Source organism: Devosia faecipullorum (assembly GCF_015158295.1).
Lineage (GTDB): Bacteria > Pseudomonadota > Alphaproteobacteria > Rhizobiales > Devosiaceae > Devosia > Devosia faecipullorum.
Genome location: NZ_JACDXV010000002.1, coordinates 1 through 18,124 on the forward strand (window position 1 = coordinate 1; position 18,124 = coordinate 18,124).

Annotated in this window: 15 protein-coding genes; 3 read left to right on the forward strand and 12 right to left on the reverse strand. The window is 63.9% G+C overall.

Annotated elements, in window-relative coordinates; all coding sequences use genetic code 11:
* Positions 1 to 229: 229 nt before the first annotated feature.
* From H0482_RS05770 to H0482_RS05800, 7 genes are all read right to left on the reverse strand, one after another.
* The gene (locus tag H0482_RS05770; RefSeq protein ID WP_193729109.1) at positions 230 to 1,021 is read right to left on the reverse strand and encodes a MurR/RpiR family transcriptional regulator; all 792 of its coding nucleotides are present in this window, start codon (positions 1,019 to 1,021) and stop codon (positions 230 to 232) included.
* A 34-nt stretch (positions 1,022 to 1,055) separates the two neighbouring features.
* Positions 1,056 to 1,910, reverse strand: coding sequence for a hypothetical protein (locus H0482_RS05775; protein WP_193729110.1), 855 nt, complete (start codon positions 1,908 to 1,910; stop codon positions 1,056 to 1,058).
* Positions 1,907 to 2,839, reverse strand: coding sequence for an ABC transporter ATP-binding protein (locus H0482_RS05780; protein WP_193729111.1), 933 nt, complete (start codon positions 2,837 to 2,839; stop codon positions 1,907 to 1,909). The genes H0482_RS05775 and H0482_RS05780 overlap by 4 nt, the downstream gene beginning before the upstream one ends.
* Positions 2,840 to 2,842: 3 nt before the next feature.
* Positions 2,843 to 3,646 carry an ABC transporter ATP-binding protein gene (locus H0482_RS05785; protein ID WP_193729112.1) on the reverse strand — a complete coding sequence of 268 codons (804 nt, stop codon included), beginning with the start codon at positions 3,644 to 3,646 and terminating at the stop codon, positions 2,843 to 2,845.
* Positions 3,643 to 4,551 (reverse strand): ABC transporter permease, encoded by a 909-nt coding sequence (locus tag H0482_RS05790; RefSeq protein WP_193729113.1) that lies wholly within the window; start codon positions 4,549 to 4,551, stop codon positions 3,643 to 3,645. The genes H0482_RS05785 and H0482_RS05790 overlap by 4 nt, the downstream gene beginning before the upstream one ends.
* Before the next feature lie 3 nt (positions 4,552 to 4,554).
* Entirely contained in the window at positions 4,555 to 5,532 is a 978-nt protein-coding gene (locus tag H0482_RS05795; RefSeq protein ID WP_193729114.1) for an ABC transporter permease, read from the reverse strand.
* A 69-nt stretch (positions 5,533 to 5,601) separates the two neighbouring features.
* Positions 5,602 to 7,263 (reverse strand): ABC transporter substrate-binding protein, encoded by a 1,662-nt coding sequence (locus tag H0482_RS05800; protein WP_193729115.1) that lies wholly within the window; start codon positions 7,261 to 7,263, stop codon positions 5,602 to 5,604.
* 209 nt (positions 7,264 to 7,472) lie between these two features.
* Here H0482_RS05800 and H0482_RS05805 point away from each other — a divergent pair, with 209 nt between their 5' ends.
* Positions 7,473 to 10,862 carry a hybrid sensor histidine kinase/response regulator gene (locus H0482_RS05805; RefSeq protein WP_193729116.1) on the forward strand — a complete coding sequence of 1,130 codons (3,390 nt, stop codon included), beginning with the start codon at positions 7,473 to 7,475 and terminating at the stop codon, positions 10,860 to 10,862.
* A gap of 108 nt (positions 10,863 to 10,970) precedes the next feature.
* Here the strand turns inward: H0482_RS05805 and hemW are convergent, their stop codons facing one another.
* From hemW to rph, 3 genes are all read right to left on the reverse strand, one after another.
* Entirely contained in the window at positions 10,971 to 12,125 is a 1,155-nt protein-coding gene (gene hemW / locus H0482_RS05810) for a radical SAM family heme chaperone HemW (RefSeq protein ID WP_193729117.1), read from the reverse strand.
* A 126-nt stretch (positions 12,126 to 12,251) separates the two neighbouring features.
* Complete coding sequence (locus H0482_RS05815) at positions 12,252 to 12,899, reverse strand: non-canonical purine NTP pyrophosphatase (protein WP_193729118.1); 648 nt, start codon at positions 12,897 to 12,899, stop codon at positions 12,252 to 12,254.
* Positions 12,900 to 13,047: 148 nt separating this feature from the next.
* The gene (rph, locus tag H0482_RS05820; RefSeq protein WP_193729119.1) at positions 13,048 to 13,764 is read right to left on the reverse strand and encodes a ribonuclease PH; all 717 of its coding nucleotides are present in this window, start codon (positions 13,762 to 13,764) and stop codon (positions 13,048 to 13,050) included.
* Between the two features lie 141 nt (positions 13,765 to 13,905).
* Here rph and hrcA point away from each other — a divergent pair, with 141 nt between their 5' ends.
* Together hrcA and grpE are read left to right on the forward strand one after the other, a co-directional pair.
* Positions 13,906 to 14,988, forward strand: a complete 1,083-nt coding sequence (gene hrcA / locus H0482_RS05825; RefSeq protein ID WP_193729120.1) for a heat-inducible transcriptional repressor HrcA — start codon at positions 13,906 to 13,908, stop codon at positions 14,986 to 14,988.
* Positions 14,989 to 15,052: 64 nt separating this feature from the next.
* Entirely contained in the window at positions 15,053 to 15,646 is a 594-nt protein-coding gene (grpE, locus tag H0482_RS05830; protein WP_193729121.1) for a nucleotide exchange factor GrpE, read from the forward strand.
* 64 nt (positions 15,647 to 15,710) lie between these two features.
* Here the strand turns inward: grpE and pncA are convergent, their stop codons facing one another.
* Positions 15,711 to 16,352, reverse strand: a complete 642-nt coding sequence (gene pncA / locus H0482_RS05835) for a bifunctional nicotinamidase/pyrazinamidase (RefSeq protein ID WP_210319097.1) — start codon at positions 16,350 to 16,352, stop codon at positions 15,711 to 15,713.
* Entirely contained in the window at positions 16,336 to 18,117 is a 1,782-nt protein-coding gene (pabB, locus tag H0482_RS05840; protein WP_193729122.1) for an aminodeoxychorismate synthase component I, read from the reverse strand. Before pabB ends, pncA begins: the two co-directional genes overlap by 17 nt.
* Between the last annotated feature and the right edge of the window lie 7 nt (positions 18,118 to 18,124).

The window sequence follows — 18,124 nt, forward strand, 5'->3', positions numbered from 1 at the left end:
CGGAAAAACCCAGCTGGAAGTTCGAGACGGGTGCAGAACCCGTATTGGTCAGCTCGATCCCATAGCCAAGCGGCTCATGAGCGCTCGCAGGCGACCAGGTGGTGACGAGGGAAAAAGACGGCATGGCAGAAAAGTCCGGTTCTAGCGTGAAGGAAGAAGGGAAGCGCATGGGGCGCGTGGAGGTGTCGAATTTTCCGAACCGGCGGTAATCCTTTTACGGTCCGGTGCTTCAGCGCCGCGCCCGCTCGGCGCTGGCCAGCATGGCCAGGGCGGCGAGCACAGCGTGGAACGGGTAATTGCGACTGGCGACCGGCAGGGGGCCATCGGCGTCGAGGCTACGAATGGCAATCCTGTGGGTCGCCACCGCCGCGAGCGGGGTTTTCGGCGGCGCGATGGCGATGGTCACATTGGAACGGAGCGTCGCGGCCTCGATGGCTTCAAACAGCGCCCCATCGGTGCCGGAGGTGGAAAAGGCAACGATCAACCAATCGGCGGGCCAGTCACGGGCGCGTTGCTGCATCATGCGCCGGTCGACGCAGACGCTGACCGCAAAGCCGAGGCGATAAAAGCGGCTGGTGGCTTCCATGGCCAGGGTACCCGAAGCCCCGGCGCTGCCCAGAAAGACGATATGGCGGCTTTCCGCCAGCAGCCGGGCCACCAGGGCGACGCTGTCGAAATCCAGCGCCTCGACGGCGATGGTGATGGATTTCTGGATGGTGGAGGCCACGCCGCGCACCAGATCGGCCACGGCAGCTGGATCATCGAGGATCAGGGCGTCGCTTGTGGCGGGCGGCATCTGCGCCAGCGCCAGCCTGAAGGACTGGAAACTGGCAAAGCCGAGCCGACGGCAGAACCGCGTCACCGTCGGCGGCGACACACCGGCGCGCCCGGCCAGCTCGGTAATGGTCTGGGTGAGAGCGGCCTGCACGTCCTGGAGCACGATCTCGGCGACCGCGCGCTCGGAGCGCGACAGGGACGGCCCCGGCTCGGCAAGAAGGCCGCGCAGATCGGAATACGCCAATGTCGTCCCCCCTGTTTGTTGCATGTTCAAGGGCTCATGCCGGGGCCGGAGACGGGCATCGGAGCCGGTCGAGACGGCGCAGCCCGTCACCCGCCGCAAAAAGGGCGGCGAAGGACAGGCGCCAATCGTCGGAACTGGCCGGCAGCTGGTCCGGCAGCAAAGCGGCGACAAAGCCGGCGGGCAGGCATTCGAGACGGCGCAGGGCGCGGTCCATTTTCTTGTCGCCGCCGAAATAAAGGCCATTGAGCGCGAAAGCGGACTGGATGAGGCCGTTGCGAACCTGATGATGGATCGATGCCAGGTAATAGGCATCGGCGCGGGCCAGGGCAGTTTCGAGATGCATATTGCCCTGCCAGAAATCCTGGGCGGCAAGGCCGGCGGCAAAGATTTTTTGCCGCAAGGGTTCGGGATAGACCGCGATCCGCTCCAGCAGGCGGAGAAAGTCCGGATCGGCACAGGAGAGGATGTCCATAGCCGCCAGATCGGCCAGCACCGTGCTCGGGTAAAAGCCGTTGGGGGTCCAGAGCCGGTCCTGTCGTTCAAAGCCGCCCTGGAGGGTCGCCTCCACTATGGCGCGCGTCGCGCCGCTATCGCGGAACCATATCTCCACGGGCACGCCGTCGAGGGTGAAATCGATCCCCGCTTCGCCCGATCCCGACCAGGTCTTGAGACCGGAAAGATCGGGCAGCAGCGAAACCAGCGCCTCGCGCAATGACTGGATCGGCGGCAGATCAGAGCAAAAAACGTAAAAATCGAGATCGGAAAGGGCGTCAGCCTCGCCCTTGGCATGTGCGCCACCCAGGCCGATGATTGCGTCCCGGACCGGCAGCGCCGCGAAAGCTGCGCCGAGGCGTCGGACCAGGCCCATGGGTGCCGCGATTGCCTTCATGGCCCGGCAATGGCCTGGCGGACGAAATGGCCCGGCTCCACTTCGGCGATAAGAGGCGCCGGCTGGCGGGCAAGCGCGCGGACAGCATCGGCCGCATGGGAAAAGGCCCGGCTGCGGTCGCCGGTGAGCTTTACCGCCGGATCGGGCACCGCCGAGAGCAGGAGGCGCGTATAGGGGTGCTGAGGATTGGCGATCACCCGGTCGGGGCGGCCCCATTCCACGATCTGGCCCGCATACATGATGGCGATCTGGTCGGCGATGAATTGCGCCGTGGCAATGTCATGGGTGATGTAGAGAAAGGCGATGGACCGCGTTTCCTTCATGCGGCGCATGAGATCAAGCACCGAGCGGCGAATGGACACGTCGAGCATGGACGTGGGCTCATCGGCGATGATCAGCTCGGCCCCCACGGCCAGGGCGCGCGCCAGATTGACGCGCTGGCGCTGACCCCCGGAGAGCTCATGGGGATATTTGTGCAGCGTCACCGCCGGGTCGAGTTCCACATCGGCCAGGATGCCGGCCAGGGCCGAAGCCAGCGCCGCGCCATGCAGGTTCCTGTGCAGCATCAGGGGCCGCTCGAGATGGTGCTGGATGGTATGGGCGGGATTGAGCGCGGAGAAGGGATCCTGGAACACCATCTGCACGCTGCGCAGATAATCGAGCCTTTCGGCGCGCGAACGCAGCAGGGCAATGTCCTTGCCCTTGAAACTGATCCGGCCCGAGCTCAGCGGAAACAGCCGGGTCACGGCGCGGCCGAGCGTCGATTTGCCGGAGCCGCTCTCCCCCACCACGGCCAGCGCCTTGCCGGCCTCAAGGCCGATCGTGATGTCGCTGAGCGCCACCACCTCGTGGGAGGCTCCGAACATCGGGCGGACATGGAAGGACTTGCTGGCGCCCTCGATGCTGAGAAGTTCGCTTGACGTGCTCATGGCCTAGCTCCGCGCCAGCAGCGGCATGGAGGCCCATAGCCGCTTGGTATAATCGTGTTGGGGATGGGCGATCAGCTCGGCCGAGGGCGCCACTTCCACCAGCCGGCCTTCCAGCATGATGGCGATGCGGTCGGCAAACTGGCCCATCAGCGCCAGGTCATGGGTGATGAACAGGATGGCGAAGCCGAATTTTTCCTTGAGCGCCACGATCTCCTCGAGGATTTCGCGCTGCACCACCACGTCGAGGGCGGTGGTCGGCTCGTCCATGATGATGAGCTTGGGATCGAGCACCAGGGCGATGGCCAGCACGACGCGCTGGCGCATGCCGCCCGACAACTGGTGCGGATAATCGTCGAGCCGGCTGGGCGAGATGCCGATCATGGTCAGCAATTGCTCGGCCCGCTCGCGCGCCTGCTGCCGGGTCTTGCCGGTATGCTGCATGATGACGTCGCGGAATTGCTCGAAAATGGTCAGCACCGGATTGAGCGAATTCATGGCGCTCTGAAACACCATGGAGACGCTCGACCAGCGCCATTGGCGCAGGCGCTGTTCGGGCATGGCCAGGACGTCCTCGCCATCGATGACGATGCTGCCCTCCGAAATGATGGCCGGCGGGCGGTGCAGGCGCATCAGCGCCAGGGCGATGGTGCTCTTGCCCGAGCCCGATTCCCCGGCAAGGCCCAGCACTTCGCCGCGCCCGATGCTGAAATCGACGCCCTTGACGGCGGTGAACAGACCCTTGGCGGTGAGAAAATCGACCTTGAGGCCGCGCACCTCGACCAATGGCTTGGCGGAAGAAGAGGTCATGGATTGGTCTCCGCCAGCCGCTGCTGGTCGAGTTTTTTCTGCGCGCGCACGGCGGCGGCCACCGTGCCCAGGGTGCGCAGGCGGGGATTGGAAATCTCGTCGACGCCGAAATTGAGCAGGGACAGGCCCACCCCGATCCCGGCCACGGCCAGAGCCGGCACCAGCACTTCCCACCAGGCGCCGATGGCGATCGCCGAGGTATTCTGGGCGTGATAGAGCATGGTGCCCCAGGACACCGACATCGGATTGCCCAGGCCGAGGAATTCCAGCGTCGCCTGGGTGATGATCGTATAGGTCACCGAGCCGATGAAATTGAAGCCGATGATCGAGAGCAGGTTGGGCAGAAGCTCGACGAAGATCATGCGGATCGGGCGCTCCCCGATCAGTTCGGAGGCAAGGATATATTCGCGATTGCGCAGGGTGAGGGTCTGCGCGCGGGTGACGCGCGCGCCCCAGGCCCAGGAGGTCATGCCGATGATGATGGCGATGACGGCCGGGCTGGTCTGGCCCATGAAGGCGGCGATGACCAGCAGCAGCGGCAATTGCGGGATCACCAGCACCACATTGGTGAAGAAGGTGATGACTTCGTCGATCCAGCCGCCGAAATAGCCGGCGGCGATGCCGAGGCAGGTGCCGATCAAGACGATGATGATGCCGGCAAAGAACCCCACGGCCAGCGAGGTGCGGGTGCCATAGATCACCTGGGCGAAGACGTCGCGGCCCATCCTGGTGGTGCCGAACCATTCATCCGGGCTCGGCGGCTGATGCGGGCGGCCGACGCGCTGCATCGGGTCCAGATTGAGCAGCATGGGACCGAAGACGGCCACGGCGACATAGAGCAGCACGATGACAAGCCCGATGAGGGCCTTGCGATTGCGCAAGAAGACTTTGAGGGTTCCGAGCATGGATCAGGCCTTTCGCAGGCGAGGATCGAGGAACACATAGAGCAGATCCACCGCCAGGTTCGCGAGCAGGGTCGCGAAGGTCATGATCAGCAGCTGTCCCTGGATGAGGGGATAATCGCGGGTGACGATGCCCAGATAGAGCGTCTGGCCGAGGCCGGGATAGTTGAACACCACTTCAGTGACGAGCGAGCCGCCCAGAATGGCGCCCAGGGTCAGGCCGAGCGAGGTGACGGAGGGCAGAAGCGCATTGCGCGCGGCATAGTTGAACTGCACCCGCCGGTCGGTCAGGCCCTTGGCCAGGCCCATGGTGACGTGGTCCTCGCCCAATTGGCCGATCATGTTGTTGCGCATGGTGACGAGATAGCCGCCGACAAAGACGATCATCAGCGAGAAGATCGGCATGAGGCCATGCACGAAGACGCTGCTGATATAGGTCCAGGTCCAGCCCGGATCGAGCGAGGGATTGAAGGCATAGCCGGTGGGCAGCCAGCGCAAGGCCACGCCGAAGATGAACAGCGCGGTCAGCGCGATCACCACGGCCGGCGTCGCCTGCAAGGCCAGCGACAGCGGGGTGGCGACGGCGTCGAGCAGGCCGCCGCGGCGCCATGCGGCATAGGTGCCGACGATCGAGCCGATGCAGAAGGCGAGGAGGGTGGCGGTACCAGCGAGCAGCAGGGTCCAGGGAAAGGCATAGGCCAAAACCTGATTCACCTTCTGGGGATAAAAGCGGATGGAATAGCCCAGATCGCCGGTGAACACCGATTTCATATAGTCGAAAAACTGCAGATGCAGCGGGCCGGAGGCGAAGCCGAAGGTCTCGATCAATGCCTGGCGCGCCTCGGCGGGCAGGGTGGTCGCCTGCTGGGCAAACAGCACGTCGATCGGATTGCCCGGCATCAGGCGGGGCAGGATGAAATTGATCGTGGCGGCAACAAGGAATGCCACGAGATAAAAGGCGACACGGCGAATGATGAAGCTCATCCCACTCCCTCCCAGAAAAACGAGAGGGGCGGCGCGATCGGAAGACCGCGCCGCCCCATTAGCGGTGGATCATTCCACCGGGGAGAGGGCCAGCAGGTGCAGGAGGCGTTCCGGCACGCCGGCATAGACGACCGGGCGGGCTTCAGGATTGTCGGCATTGAAGAAGCCGGTGAAGCGGGACGTGTTGTATTCGTACCAGAGCGGGTTGTTGAACACGTTGATCAGGGGCATGTCGGCCGCGATCAGAGCGAGGATTTCGCTCATCGCTGCGCGCTGTGCCGCTTCGTCGGTGGTCGCGTTGAAATTATCCAGCGCGGCATCGAGCGCGGCATTCTCATAGCGGGCAGAAGCGAAGCGGTTCTGGCCGATATGGCGGGAATGCAGCGACAGGTCGAGGAAGAAATGCGGGCTGACGCCGGTGGTGACCGAGTTGATCGCCGCCTTGTAATTGCCCGACATCAGCGCATCGGTCCAGGCCGGGCTTTCCGGTGTCGCCATGCTGGCATTGATGCCGATCTCGGAGAGACCTTCAACGGCCAGCTGCACGGTGTTGACCCAGTCGGTCCAGCCATTGGGCACGATGATGTCGAAGGCGATCGCCGCGCCGCTCGGGCTTTCGACGAAACCGTCGCCATCGGTGTCGGCATAGCCGGCCTCCGCCAGCAGGGCCTTGGCAGCGTCGATGTCGAACTGGGCGAACTGGCCGAATTCGGCCTCGGCTTCGGCATTGTTCCACACGTCATAGGCCTGACCCAGGCCCGAAGCATATTCGTTGGCGGTGGGATAGCCGTAGCCGGCAATGTCCACCATGGCCTGACGGTCCATAGCCATGGAGAAGGCGCGGCGGAAATCGACGTCGTTGAAGGCTTCGTTGAGGCCGGGATCCTCGCTCGCCATGTTCAGCGAGAAATAGACCGGCGAACCGGCGGGGAACCAATAGCCGCGATGGTCCGGATCACCGGCGAGATAGGTGCGCTCGATGTCGGGAATGAACGAGCCGAACCAATCCAGTTCGCCGTTCGAGGCCATGGTGAGAACCTGGTCGTTATTGGAGACCTGCGGCATGCGCATGCAGTCCACTTCCAGTTCCGCGGCGTCCCAATATTTGGGATTGCGGCACTGGATATATTCCTGCGGCGTGAAGCGGCGGATTTCGGTCAGCGGACCGGAGCCGACCGGATTGGGATTGGTGAAGGTCACCGGATCCTCGACGCCTTCCCAGACATGCTTGGGAACCACATAGGTCTGCACGATCTGGTAGATGAGGCCGGCATTGACCTCCTTGTACTTGAAGCGGACCTGGCTGTCGTCGATGGCCTCGACGCTTTCCAGACCCGGCCAGACGGCGCGCAGGTCGAGCGCCGGATGCTCCTTGACCATGTTGAAGGTGAAGGCCACGTCCTGGGCGGTCAGCGGCGTGCCATCGGACCAGGTGACGCCGGGGCGCATGACGAAGGTCAGCTCGAGCTGATCGTCCGAATAGGAATATTCGCTTGCCAGCCGGTAACTGGCCTCGCCGCCCTTGAGCGCGTTGAAGATGACCAGCGGCTCATAAAGGAAATCCTGAACCGTGGGCAGCACGGTCGTGGCGTTCATCGGATTGTAGTTTTCGACCCAGGCGGTCAGCTGCTGCGGCACCGCAGTCAGCACCGCCTCCTGATCCTGGGCTACGACACCCGACAGGGTGCTCGCGCTGGCCAGCAGCACAAGGGCAGTCTTTTTCAAGCTCATTCGGCTTCCTCCCGATTGTTCCTCCGCACGGGCCACAAAGACCGCGTGCATCGCACGAGTTGCGATTGGTATGTAATTGGCACTAGAATACGAGTGGAGTCAGGACGGCAAAACCGTCAAATTCGCCAGTAAAACCGTAAAAAGCCGACCAATTCGGGGTCAGGTGGTATCATATTGGCATCGCCGCCACATGGCGGGAGGAGGGGGATATGACCGGCTTGCGGTTTTGGCCGTCGACGTTTCGCGGGCGTTTGTTCGTCATCTTCCTGCTGGTCATGGCGCTGCCGCTGTCACTGATCTTCACGGCCCTCATCGTGACGCAGACCTCCAGCCTGCGGGACGAGACCTTCGCCCAATTGCGCTTCGTCAAGGACGCCAAGCAGGCCGAGATCGCGCAATATCTTGAATTCTCGGTACGGCAGGCGGAATCGCTGACCAAATCCAATACGGTGCGCTATTCGATCGGAGATTTCTACGGCTTCTCCCATGGCTTCCGCATGATCGATGCGAGCCCGGACGTGGCGCGCCAGACCTTGCAGGACATTTTCGCCGGGGGCGACGCCTTCGACCCCGCCGGACAGATGGGAGGCCCGCTGCTGCGCAAGGCGCTCGATTATGCCAATGCCCATAACCGCTTCCACGAGGATTACCTCGCCTTCGTGCGCGATTCCGAATTCGACAATGTCTATCTGATCAACCGCGACGGGCGCGTCGTCTATTCGGCCGGCAAGGATGCCTATCTAGGCGCCGACCTGACCGGCACCTTCGCTTCCCCCACCCCCCTGGGCATGCTGGCCAACACCATTTTGGCGACCACGACCCGCTCGGACACCATTTTGAAGGACTTCGCCTTCGATCCGGTGACCGGCACCTTCGCCGCCTATGTGGCGGTGCCGGTGGAATTCCATAACCGCAAGCGCGGCATTGCCGTGTTCCGGCTGCCGGCGGACGCCGTCGGCGCCGTGGTGCAGGGGCAATTCGGCAATCAGGCGGCGGGGCAGCTTTATCTTACCAATGCGGTGGGGCGGGCGATTTCCGGCCCGCCCGGCGAACCCTGGCGTCTGGGCGAGAGGCGGCCCGAAACGGCGGACAAAGCCCTCCCCAAGGGTTCGGAAAGCGCCAGCTATGAGACCGAATCGGCGCTGATCGCTTCAGCGGAACTGCCCTTCGGCCCGCAAAATTGGCAGCTGACCGCCGAAGTGCCCACCAGCCAGGCCTTTGCCAAGATCGAGGCCCTGACCGGGCTGGTGCTGATTCTGGCCGGGATCAGCCTGCCGATGATCTTCTGGACCGCGCTGATGCTGTCGCGCAGCGTCGCCTCCTCGCTCGGCAAATTGACTGATGTGGCCGAAGCCATCGCCGCCGGCAATCTTGACCTCGACGTTCCCAATCTGCGGGGGCCGGCGGAGCTGCGGCGGCTGACCGCCAGTTTCGGGCGGATGCGCAGCGCGCTGCTCGAACAGCTGGCGCTGGTGCGCGACAAGAATGGCGAACTCGAGCAGCAGGTGGCGATCATCGCCGAAAAGAATGCCGAGCTCGAGGAGGCCGACCGGCAGAAGGACGCCTTCGTTGCCAATACCAGCCACGAATTGCGCACGCCGCTCAACGGCATTATCGGGATTTCCGGAACCTTGGCGACCGGGGCGGCGGGCGAATTGACCCCGGCGCAGCGCGGGCAGATGGAAATCATCACCTATTCGGCTCGTCGGTTGTCGCGCCTCGTCGATGACCTGCTTGACCTCTACCGCATCCGCCAGGGCCGTATGCGGCTCGATATTCACGCAGTGCACCTGCCCACCAGTATCCGCAATGTGCTTTCGCTCGCCCAGACGCTGGTCTGGGGCGAGGCGGTCGCCATCAAGGTGGAGCTGGAGGACGACTTGCCCTTTCTCAAGGCCGATCCGGTGCGCCTCGAGCAGATCCTCTACAATCTTTTGGGCAATGCCATCAAATATGCCGGCAATGGCGATATCTGGATCAGCGCCCGGGCGCTGGAGGGGGAAATCGAGATCGCCGTGCACGACAAGGGGACCGGCATCGCCCCGGACAATCTCGAAAGAGTGTTCCAGCCCCTGGAGCGCGCCAGCACCGAAATGGAAGGGTTCGGGCTCGGGCTCACCATTGCCCGGCAGATGGCGCAGGCGATGAATGGGCGGCTCTCGGCCGCCAGTACGCTGGGCGAGGGCTCGACCTTTTGCCTCGTCCTGCCGATGGCGGACGCCGAAACCGAGCGCGTGCCGATGGAATTGCTCGCCGAGCGGGCCAGCGGCCCCATCACGCTGGGCGCGCCCGAGCTGGCCGAGGACAAAAGCCAGGACGACCGGGTGCATGTGCTGGTGGTCGATGACGAGCCGGTCAATATCCAGGTGCTGCGCAATGTGCTGGTGCCGCTCGGCTATTTCGTCGAAGCGGCGCGCAACGGGCATGAAGCGCTCGAACTGATCGGCCGCAACAGGCCCAATCTGGTCATTCTCGACGTGATGATGCCGGGGATGAGCGGGTTCGAAGTGGCGCGGCGGCTGCGCGAGCGCCATTCGCTCTATCAATTGCCGATCATCATGCTGACGGCGCGCAGCCGCACCCGCGATCTGCTGGCTGGCTTCGAGAGCGGGGCCAATGATTATGTGTGCAAGCCCTTCGTCAAGGATGAGCTTCTGGCCCGCATCACCACGCTGCTGGCGGCCTCGCAGGCGCAGCGCCAGGCGACCGAAAACGTCGAATTGCGCGAGGAAATCGAGCGGCGAGCGCTGGTCGAAGATGCGCTGCGCCTCTCCCAGCAACGCATGTCGCGCCTGCTCGACACCGTGGCCCCGGGGGTGATCTGCGCCACCGATGCCGGAAGGGTCATTTTCCGCAACCGCGCCGCCGCGGACCTGCTGGGCATGGAGATCCGCACCGGGGAAAGCCAGATCGACCAGATCCTGCCGCCGGCGCTGATGCGCTCCATCCGCGAAGACATCCGCCTCGCCGGCGAGGCCAATCTCACCGATGTGGTGCTGCCCGCCGCGCCGGGCGAAACGCTGATGATCAGCGGCTTCGAGCTCGAACCGCAGGCCGGGGGCGGCATCGCGCTGGTACTTGACCGGGATTCGGCGGCGGCCCGCTCGGCCGCCTCGACGCTCAACCGCTCGATCCGCGACGTGCTGGACACGGTGGGATCGCGCCTGGCGGCTGCATCGGCAATCGAGGGGGGCGAGGCGGCAGCGGATGCGGACCAGGAGGATTACCGCCGGACCATGGTCGCGGTGATGACGGAAAGCCTGCGGCTCTGGCGGGCGGCGACGGGAAGCTCGAAATACGATCTGGCCGAGCAGAGCGGTATCTGGCGGGTGACGCTCGACCGCTCCTCGCTGCAATCGCGCACTCTCGACAAATATCTGGTGCTCGAAACCCTGCCGAGCCAGCCGCGCTGGCGGGACGTCGTCGGCACCGCCGAATTCGTCATGGACAAGCTGCCCGAAAATCTCGACAGCGTGGCGCTTGCCGCCAATCTCGATCTGCTCAAGCAACTCATCCGCAGGGAACGCCAGGCGGGCGAAAAACTGCGCGGCGCCGAGCGGCAGGACAAAAGGCTGTCCGAAGACCGGGCGCAGGATTGAGCGGGCGATCGGCGCGCTGGGTCGCCCTCAGAGCCTTTCAATGCTTGTTTTGTGGGGTTTCCGAACCGGAAAACCGCCATGCACTGGTTCTCGAAACGCCCTATGGGCTCAGGCGGCCAGATCGGCCACGACGGCGTCGAGCACCGGAAATCCCTTGTCGGTGACGCGGATATTGCCGTTGGGCAGGGTTTCGACAAAACCATAGCCCTTGAGCGCATCGATCTGCCGGGCGGAAATGGCCCGGCCGGAAATGGACATGAAGCGGGAGGGCGAGATGCCTTCCTTGAGCCGCAGGCCCATGACGAGGAATTCGTCGCCCTGCTCTTCCCAGGTGAGCACGTCGTCGGTGATCATGCCATGGCCGGTTTCACTGACGCGCTGCAGCCAGTCGAAGGGCAGCTTTTCGGTGGCAGTGGCGTGGCGCTGATGGTTGACCATGAGCCGTCCATGGGCGCCGGGACCGATGCCGGCATATTCGCCATAGCGCCAATAGAGCATGTTGTGGCGGCTTTCCTGGCCGGGCACGGCATGGTTGGAAATCTCATAGGCCGGCATGCCGGCCTCGCGGGTCAATTCCTGGGTCAATTCGTAGAAATCGGCGGCCAGATCCTCGCCGGGCAAGGTCAGCTTGCCCGCTTGTTGCAGGTCGAAATAGCGCGTGCCCTGCTCGATGGTCAGTTGGTAGAGGCTGAGATGGCCGCGCGCCATCCACAGGGCCTCCTTGAGTTCATCTTCCCAATCTTCCAGCGTCTGGCGGGGACGGGCATAGATGAGATCGAAACTGGAGCGCTCGAACACCGATTGGGCGATGCGCACGGCGGCCATTGCTTCCTCGACGGAATGGCGGCGGCCCAGTTCGGCCAGGGGGCCGGGGCGCAGCGATTGCACGCCGAGCGAGACGCGATTGATGCCGGCGGCGCGAAACCCGCGAAAACGCTCGACTTCAACCGAAGTGGGATTGGCCTCGAGGGTGATTTCGGCATTGCCGTCGACCTGCCAGGCTTCGGCAATGGCGTCAAGAATGGTGGAGACGGCACGGGGCGACATCAGCGAGGGCGTGCCGCCGCCAAAAAAGATCGATTGCACCAGCCTCCCGGGCGTGAGCGCCGCCATATGGGCGATCTCGCGCTTATAGCCGGCCACGAAGGCGTCCTCGTCGAAGGTGCCGCGATAGACGTGGGAATTGAAGTCGCAATAGGGGCATTTGGCGGCACAGAAAGGCCAATGCACATAGATGCCGAACAGGTCGTTGGGATTGGTCATGGCGCAGATTTCCCAAAGCTCGTCACCACCGGGTCGGGCCCGGTGGTCCATGGCCCAGCCAGATGGATTGCCCGGACAGGCCGGGCAATGACGGTCACGACAATATCGGGGCCACGCCGCAAAACCTCACCCATGATCGATCTGGTTCTCCACGAATTGGGCAAAGGCCCGCGCGCGGTGGGAGAGGCCGGTCTGGCCGGGGGACCAGGAATGCTTGGTTTCGGGCGGCATTTCGCCAAAGGTGATGTCATAGCCATCGGGCATGAACATGGGGTCATAGCCGTGGCCCATATCGCCGCGCGGCGGCCAGACCAAAGTGCCTTCGCATTTGCCCGCATAGAGCACGTCGCGGCCATCGGGATGGGCGAGGCACAAAGTGGCGTTGAAGGCGGCCCGGCGCTGGGACGGCGAGCTGGCGCCCGCCGCCTGCAAGGCATCCTCGACCCGCTTCATGGCGCGGGTGAAATCGCGCGGCACCCCGGCCCAGTCCGCCGTATAGACGCCCGGCTCGCCATTGAGCGCATCGACGCAAATGCCGCTATCGTCGGACAGCGCCAGCATATTGGCGCCACGCGCCGCCGCATGCGCCTTGGTGCGGGCATTTTCGGCAAAAGTGGTGCCGGTTTCCTCGGGCTCGGGCAGGCCAAGCTCACCGGCGGAGACCAGTTCGAGCCCGAACGGCTCGAACAGCTCACGGAATTCCTTGAGCTTGCCGGCATTGTGGGTGGCGATGCAGAGGCGCGTGCCGGGGCGGAGACGGGGAATGGCGCTCATGTGCGGGCTCCACCAAGAACACGTCGAATATCGTTCCAGAGGGGGGAATTGTGTTCGCGAAAAGCCCCTTGGCCCGGCCGCTGTGCCATCGACCCCTTAACGAGGCGAGATAGAAGGCCAAACGAGCGGGCTTTTTTCTCCAGAGAAATCATGCGCGCAAAGCCGCCTGTTGCATGAGGCTCAATTCGCCAATGCCCTTTTCGGCCAGACCCATCAGCGCATCCAACTCGGCCCGGTCGAACGGCGCGCCTTCGGCCGTGCCCTGGATTTCGACGAATTTGCCGGAGCCGGTCATAACGAAATTGGCGTCGGTCTCGGCCTCGACATCTTCGAGATAATCCAGATCGAGCACCGGGCTGCCGCGATAGATGCCGCAGGAAATGGCGGCGACGCTGTCGCGCAGCGCTGTGCCCTTGGTCAGCTTGCGGGTTTCCATCCAGGCGATGGCGTCGGCTAGGGCGACATAAGCCCCGGTGATTGCGGCGGTGCGGGTGCCGCCATCGGCTTCGAGCACGTCGCAATCGAGCGTTACCTGCACTTCGCCCAGGGCTTCGAGATCGACCACGGCGCGCAGCGAACGGCCGATCAGCCGCTGGATTTCCTGGGTGCGGCCCGATTGCTTGCCGGTAGTGGCCTCGCGGCGGGTGCGGCTGCCGGTGGCGCGGGGCAGCATGCCATATTCGGCGGTGACCCAGCCCTTGCCCTTGCCGCGCAGCCAGCCCGGAACCGAGGTTTCCACCGAAGCGGTGCACAGAACCCTGGTATTGCCGAAGGCGACGAGGCAGGAGCCCTCCGCCTTCATGGCCACGTTTCGCTCAAGGGTCACTGCCCGCATATCGGAGGGCTGACGTCCGGATGGCCGCATCGTAATTCCAGTTGGTTTTCTACGTTAACCGCGTCTTAACCCTCATCGCAGCGCCCCACAAGCGCCCGACGCTTGGCGGTTGGGGAGGAAGTGCTTAAATGAGAGACCAAGGTTAAAGCGGACGTTTTTAGTCAAACCCAAATGACCAGACCTGCCGAAGACTTTCTTTCCGTCCTCAATTCCCGCAGCCAGGAGATTTTCCGGCGGCTGGTGGAGCGCTATCTCGATACCGGCCTTCCGGTGGGTTCGCGCGACCTGTCGCGCCTGTTGCAGGTGGAACTCTCGCCTGCCTCGGTGCGCAATGTGATGGCCGATCTCGAGGATCTGGGGCTGATCGCGGCGCCCCATACTTCGGCCGGGCGCGCCCCGACCCAGCAGGGTCTCCGCTTCTTCGTCGATGCCATGCTGGAAATGGGGAGCGTCGATGAAACAGAGCGCCAGCAGATTTCCCGCCATATCGAGGGCAATGCCGGCCATGGACAGGTGGAAGACCTGCTCACCGAAGCCTCATCGCTGCTATCGGGACTGAGTCAGGGCGCGGGCGTCGTCATCGCCGCCAAGGCCGACATGGTGCTCAAGCATATCGAATTCGTGCGGCTCGATGCCAGCCGCGCCATGGCCATCCTTGTGGGTGAGGACGGGCAGGTGGAAAACCGCATTCTCGACCTGCCCCCGGGCTATACGGCCAGCGCCCTCGGCCAGGCCGGCAATTACCTGGCCCATTACGTGGTGGGGCGGACGCTTTCGGAAGCGCGGCGGGTCTTGCAGGAAAGGCGGGCCGAGCAGCGGGCGGAATTGGACGAGCTGACGCAAAAACTGGTGGATGCCGGGATCGCCACCCTCACCGGCAATAGCGGTGCCGGCGCCCCCACCATCATCGTGCGCGGCCGCGCCAATCTCATCAACGACGCCATGGCGAGCGATGAATTGATGCGGATGCGCCAGCTTTTCGACGCGCTGGAAAGCAAGGACGGGCTGCTTGACCTTCTGGGCGACGCCGAGCGCGCCCAGGGCGTGCGTATCTTTATCGGCTCGGAAAACAAGCTGTTTTCGCTTTCGGGTTCATCGGTAATCCTCAGCCCCTATAAGGATGCCAATGACAAAATCGTCGGCGTCCTGGGGGTGATTGGGCCGACGCGGCTCAATTATGCGCGCATCGTGCCGGTGGTGGATTATACCGCCAATGTGATTTCAGCGATGATGGCGCGCAAGCGGAGCACTTGAATTGCGGCCAGCCTTGGCCGATATGGCGGGCAAGAGATTTTACCTTTTGACGGAAGAAGACGACATGAGCGACGAAAACGCCGCCCAGGGCGAAATGCCGGAAAATGCTGTGCCGGAAGTCGAGACCCCCGAAGTCGATCCCATCGAGGCGCTGCAGGGCGAGAATGCCGACCTCAAGGACCGGCTGCTGCGCAGCGTCGCCGAGATGGAAAACCTGCGCAAGCGCACCGAGCGCGACGTCGCCGATACCCGCGCCTATGCCATTGCCGGTTTTGCCCGCGACATGCTCTCGGCCACCGATGCGCTGGGCCGGGCGCTGGTGATGATCCCCGCCGAGGTGCGCGAAGGCGCCGATGGCACGCTCAAGAGCCTGATCGAGGGAATCGAGCTGGCCGAGCGGGAAATGCAGCGCCTCCTGGCCAAGCATGGGGTGACCAAGATCGAGGCGGCGGGGCAGAAATTCGATCCGCACAAGCATCAGGCCATGTTTGAAGTGCCCAATCCCAATGTGCCCGAGGGGATCGTGGTGCAGGTGGTGCAGGAAGGCTTTGCCATTGGCGAGCGCGTCTTGCGCCCGGCCATGGTCGGCGTCGCCAAGGGCGGCGGCGCTGCGCCAGCAGCGCCCGCCGACGGCGATGGCATCGACAAAAGCGCGTGACCAATTCTCGCGGTGCAGATGAAAAAAGGACGCCGGGCGGCGTCCTTTTTGTTTGGGGAGCGGCTTAACCCAGAATGTCCCGGCTCTGGATGCGCAGCACGCCGGCCTCCTCCATATCCGCCCAGGCTTTTTCCAGGGAGCCATCGGCATCGATGGCGCGGGTGGCGTCTTCGATGACGGTGACGTCGAAACCGCCCGCCGCCCCGTCAATGGCGGTCCAGGCGACGCAGAAATCGGTGGCGAGGCCGGTGATATAAAGCCGGCCGAGATCGCGCTCCCCCAGATAGCCGGCCAGGCCGGTCAGGGTTTCGCGGTCGGCCTCCTGGAGCCCGGAATAGGAATCAATGGCACGATTGAAGCCCTTGCGGATGATCATCTGCGCATGGGGCACTTTGAGGTCGCGGGAAATCTCGGCGCCGTGGCTCTCCCAGACGCAATGGTCGGGCCAGAGCACCTGCGGCCCATAGTCGAGCTCGACGCTTTCGAAGGGCGCCTTGCCTGCATGCTGGCTGGCAAAGGAAATGTGGTCGGCCGGATGCCAGTCCTGGGTGAGGATGACATGGGTAAATCTGGTGGCCAGCTTGTTGATCAGCGGCACGATCTCGTCGCCCCCCGCCACCGCCAGATTGCCGCCGGGCAGGAAGTCATATTGCATATCGACGATGATGAGGACGTCATCGGGGGCGATTTCAAGCATGTTCGTCATTCCTGATCCATTCGGCCCGGATGAGGCCGCGTAAAGAATTGCCGAGAAAGATTGCCTCGGCAGCGTCGAGATCGGCAAGGGTCAGCACGGCTTCCCTCGCCTCGCCCCGGCCGAGCAATTCGGCGCGCAGCGTGCCGGGCAAGAGGCCCGATGACAGCGCCGGCGTGAGCAAGGCGCCGTTGCGTTGGATGAAGAGATTGGTGAAGGAGCCTTCGGTCAATTCGCCGCGCTCATTGCAAAAGACCACTTCATCGAGGCCGCGTTCGGCATGGGCGCGATGGCGGGGCTGATCGTAAAAGCCGCGATTTGTCGTCTTGTGGGCCAACCAGAGAGAGGTCGAATCGAGCCGTTCCGCCGCGATGGCGAAGCGGAATATTTCGGGACTGGGCGGCAGCGCTACCGCGCTCAGCTCGGGCCCGGTCGCAGAAAGGGTGAGGCGGACGCGCATGGGTTCGTCCCAGGCCCGGGCCGCATTGGTGAGATAATCGGCGACGCCCTCCCTGGTCATGGGCAGAGCAAAATAGGCCGCCGAAGCTGCCAGCCGGTCGAGATGGCGCCCCAAAAGGACATAGCCCTCCTCCGGCGTCCATTTGAAAGTCTCGATCAGGGTGACCGGGGGGGCCGGATCGGCGAGAAATTTCAGCTTGAGCAGGGCTTCCTCATATTCGGCCCTGGCGGTGGAATCGGCGACGATGCCGCCGCCAATGCCGATATTGCCATTGCCGGTAGCGTCGATGATCGCGGTGCGAATGGCGACGTTGAAGCTGAAATCGCCGTTGGGAGCGATATAGCCGATGGAGCCGGTATAGAGCCCGCGCGGCCCGGCCTCGACCGCATGGATGATTTCCATGGCGCGCAATTTCGGCGCCCCGGTGATCGAGCCGCAGGGAAAGAGATTTTCCAGCACCTCGAGAATGCCGATACCGGGCCTTCGCGTCGCCTCGATGCCGGACGTCATGGTATGCAGGCTCCGATAGGTCTCCACCGTGAAGAGGTCGGTGACGCGAACCGTACCGATTTCGCCGATGCGACCGAGATCGTTGCGCAGCAAATCCACGATCATCAGATTTTCGGCGCGGTTTTTTGCGTCCCGGGCGAGGGCGAGGCGGTCGGCCTCGTCGTCGGCCAGATGAATACTGCGCTTCAGCGTGCCCTTCATCGGGCGAGCCTTGAGAGCATCGCCCTGGGCGGACACGAACAATTCGGGCGAGCGGGAGAGAACATGATGGTCGCCCGCATCAACATAGGCGCCATAGGCGACGGGCTGGCTGGCGGCGAGCCGTGCATAAAGCCCCAGCGGATCGCCCTCGAGCGAGAAGCGCGCCTGCAAGGTCAGGTTGACCTGATAGGCGTCGCCCGCCCCGATCAATTCCTTGACCCGATCGAAGGCGGCTTCATAGGCCGGCAGATCGAGGCTGGGATGAAGGTTCACCGCGGCGCCATGCCCGGCCCCCGCCAGCATGGCCGCTATCTCCGCAGCCGCCAGAGAACGCGGAGACTCGTAGAGGCCGAACCAGAGCAGTGGGGTCTTGGTGCGCGGCGGCAGCAAAGGCGCCAGCCGCTCCTCGAACAGAAAACCCAGTTCATAGGCGAGATAGCCGGCGGCCCAGAGCCCTTGCGAACCGGCCTCGGCCAGGCGGTGGAGCGCGGCGCGCGCCGAGGCGGCGTCATGAGCGACCAGCACCTCGCGCGGAGCGGCAAAGAGCAGGCTTTGCCCTTGCGGGTTCTGGTTGTCATGCAGGAGAACGGCGCCGGGCGTGAGCATAGCGGCG

Bases quoted from the DNA above. Each gene is read 5' to 3' on its own strand.
- H0482_RS05775 (WP_193729110.1), bottom strand. From the start codon at position 1,910: ATGAAGGCAATCGCGGCACCCATGGGCCTGGTCCGACGCCTCGGCGCA.
- H0482_RS05780 (WP_193729111.1), bottom strand. From the start codon at position 2,839: ATGAGCACGTCAAGCGAACTTCTCAGCATCGAGGGCGCCAGCAAGTCC.
- H0482_RS05785 (WP_193729112.1), bottom strand. From the start codon at position 3,646: ATGACCTCTTCTTCCGCCAAGCCATTGGTCGAGGTGCGCGGCCTCAAG.
- H0482_RS05790 (WP_193729113.1), bottom strand. From the start codon at position 4,551: ATGCTCGGAACCCTCAAAGTCTTCTTGCGCAATCGCAAGGCCCTCATC.
- H0482_RS05795 (WP_193729114.1), bottom strand. From the start codon at position 5,532: ATGAGCTTCATCATTCGCCGTGTCGCCTTTTATCTCGTGGCATTCCTT.
- H0482_RS05800 (WP_193729115.1), bottom strand. From the start codon at position 7,263: ATGAGCTTGAAAAAGACTGCCCTTGTGCTGCTGGCCAGCGCGAGCACC.
- H0482_RS05805 (WP_193729116.1), top strand. From the start codon at position 7,473: ATGACCGGCTTGCGGTTTTGGCCGTCGACGTTTCGCGGGCGTTTGTTC.
- hemW (WP_193729117.1), bottom strand. From the start codon at position 12,125: ATGACCAATCCCAACGACCTGTTCGGCATCTATGTGCATTGGCCTTTC.
- H0482_RS05815 (WP_193729118.1), bottom strand. From the start codon at position 12,899: ATGAGCGCCATTCCCCGTCTCCGCCCCGGCACGCGCCTCTGCATCGCC.
- rph (WP_193729119.1), bottom strand. From the start codon at position 13,764: ATGCGGCCATCCGGACGTCAGCCCTCCGATATGCGGGCAGTGACCCTT.
- hrcA (WP_193729120.1), top strand. From the start codon at position 13,906: ATGACCAGACCTGCCGAAGACTTTCTTTCCGTCCTCAATTCCCGCAGC.
- grpE (WP_193729121.1), top strand. From the start codon at position 15,053: ATGAGCGACGAAAACGCCGCCCAGGGCGAAATGCCGGAAAATGCTGTG.
- pncA (WP_210319097.1), bottom strand. From the start codon at position 16,352: ATGACGAACATGCTTGAAATCGCCCCCGATGACGTCCTCATCATCGTC.
- pabB (WP_193729122.1), bottom strand. From the start codon at position 18,117: ATGCTCACGCCCGGCGCCGTTCTCCTGCATGACAACCAGAACCCGCAA.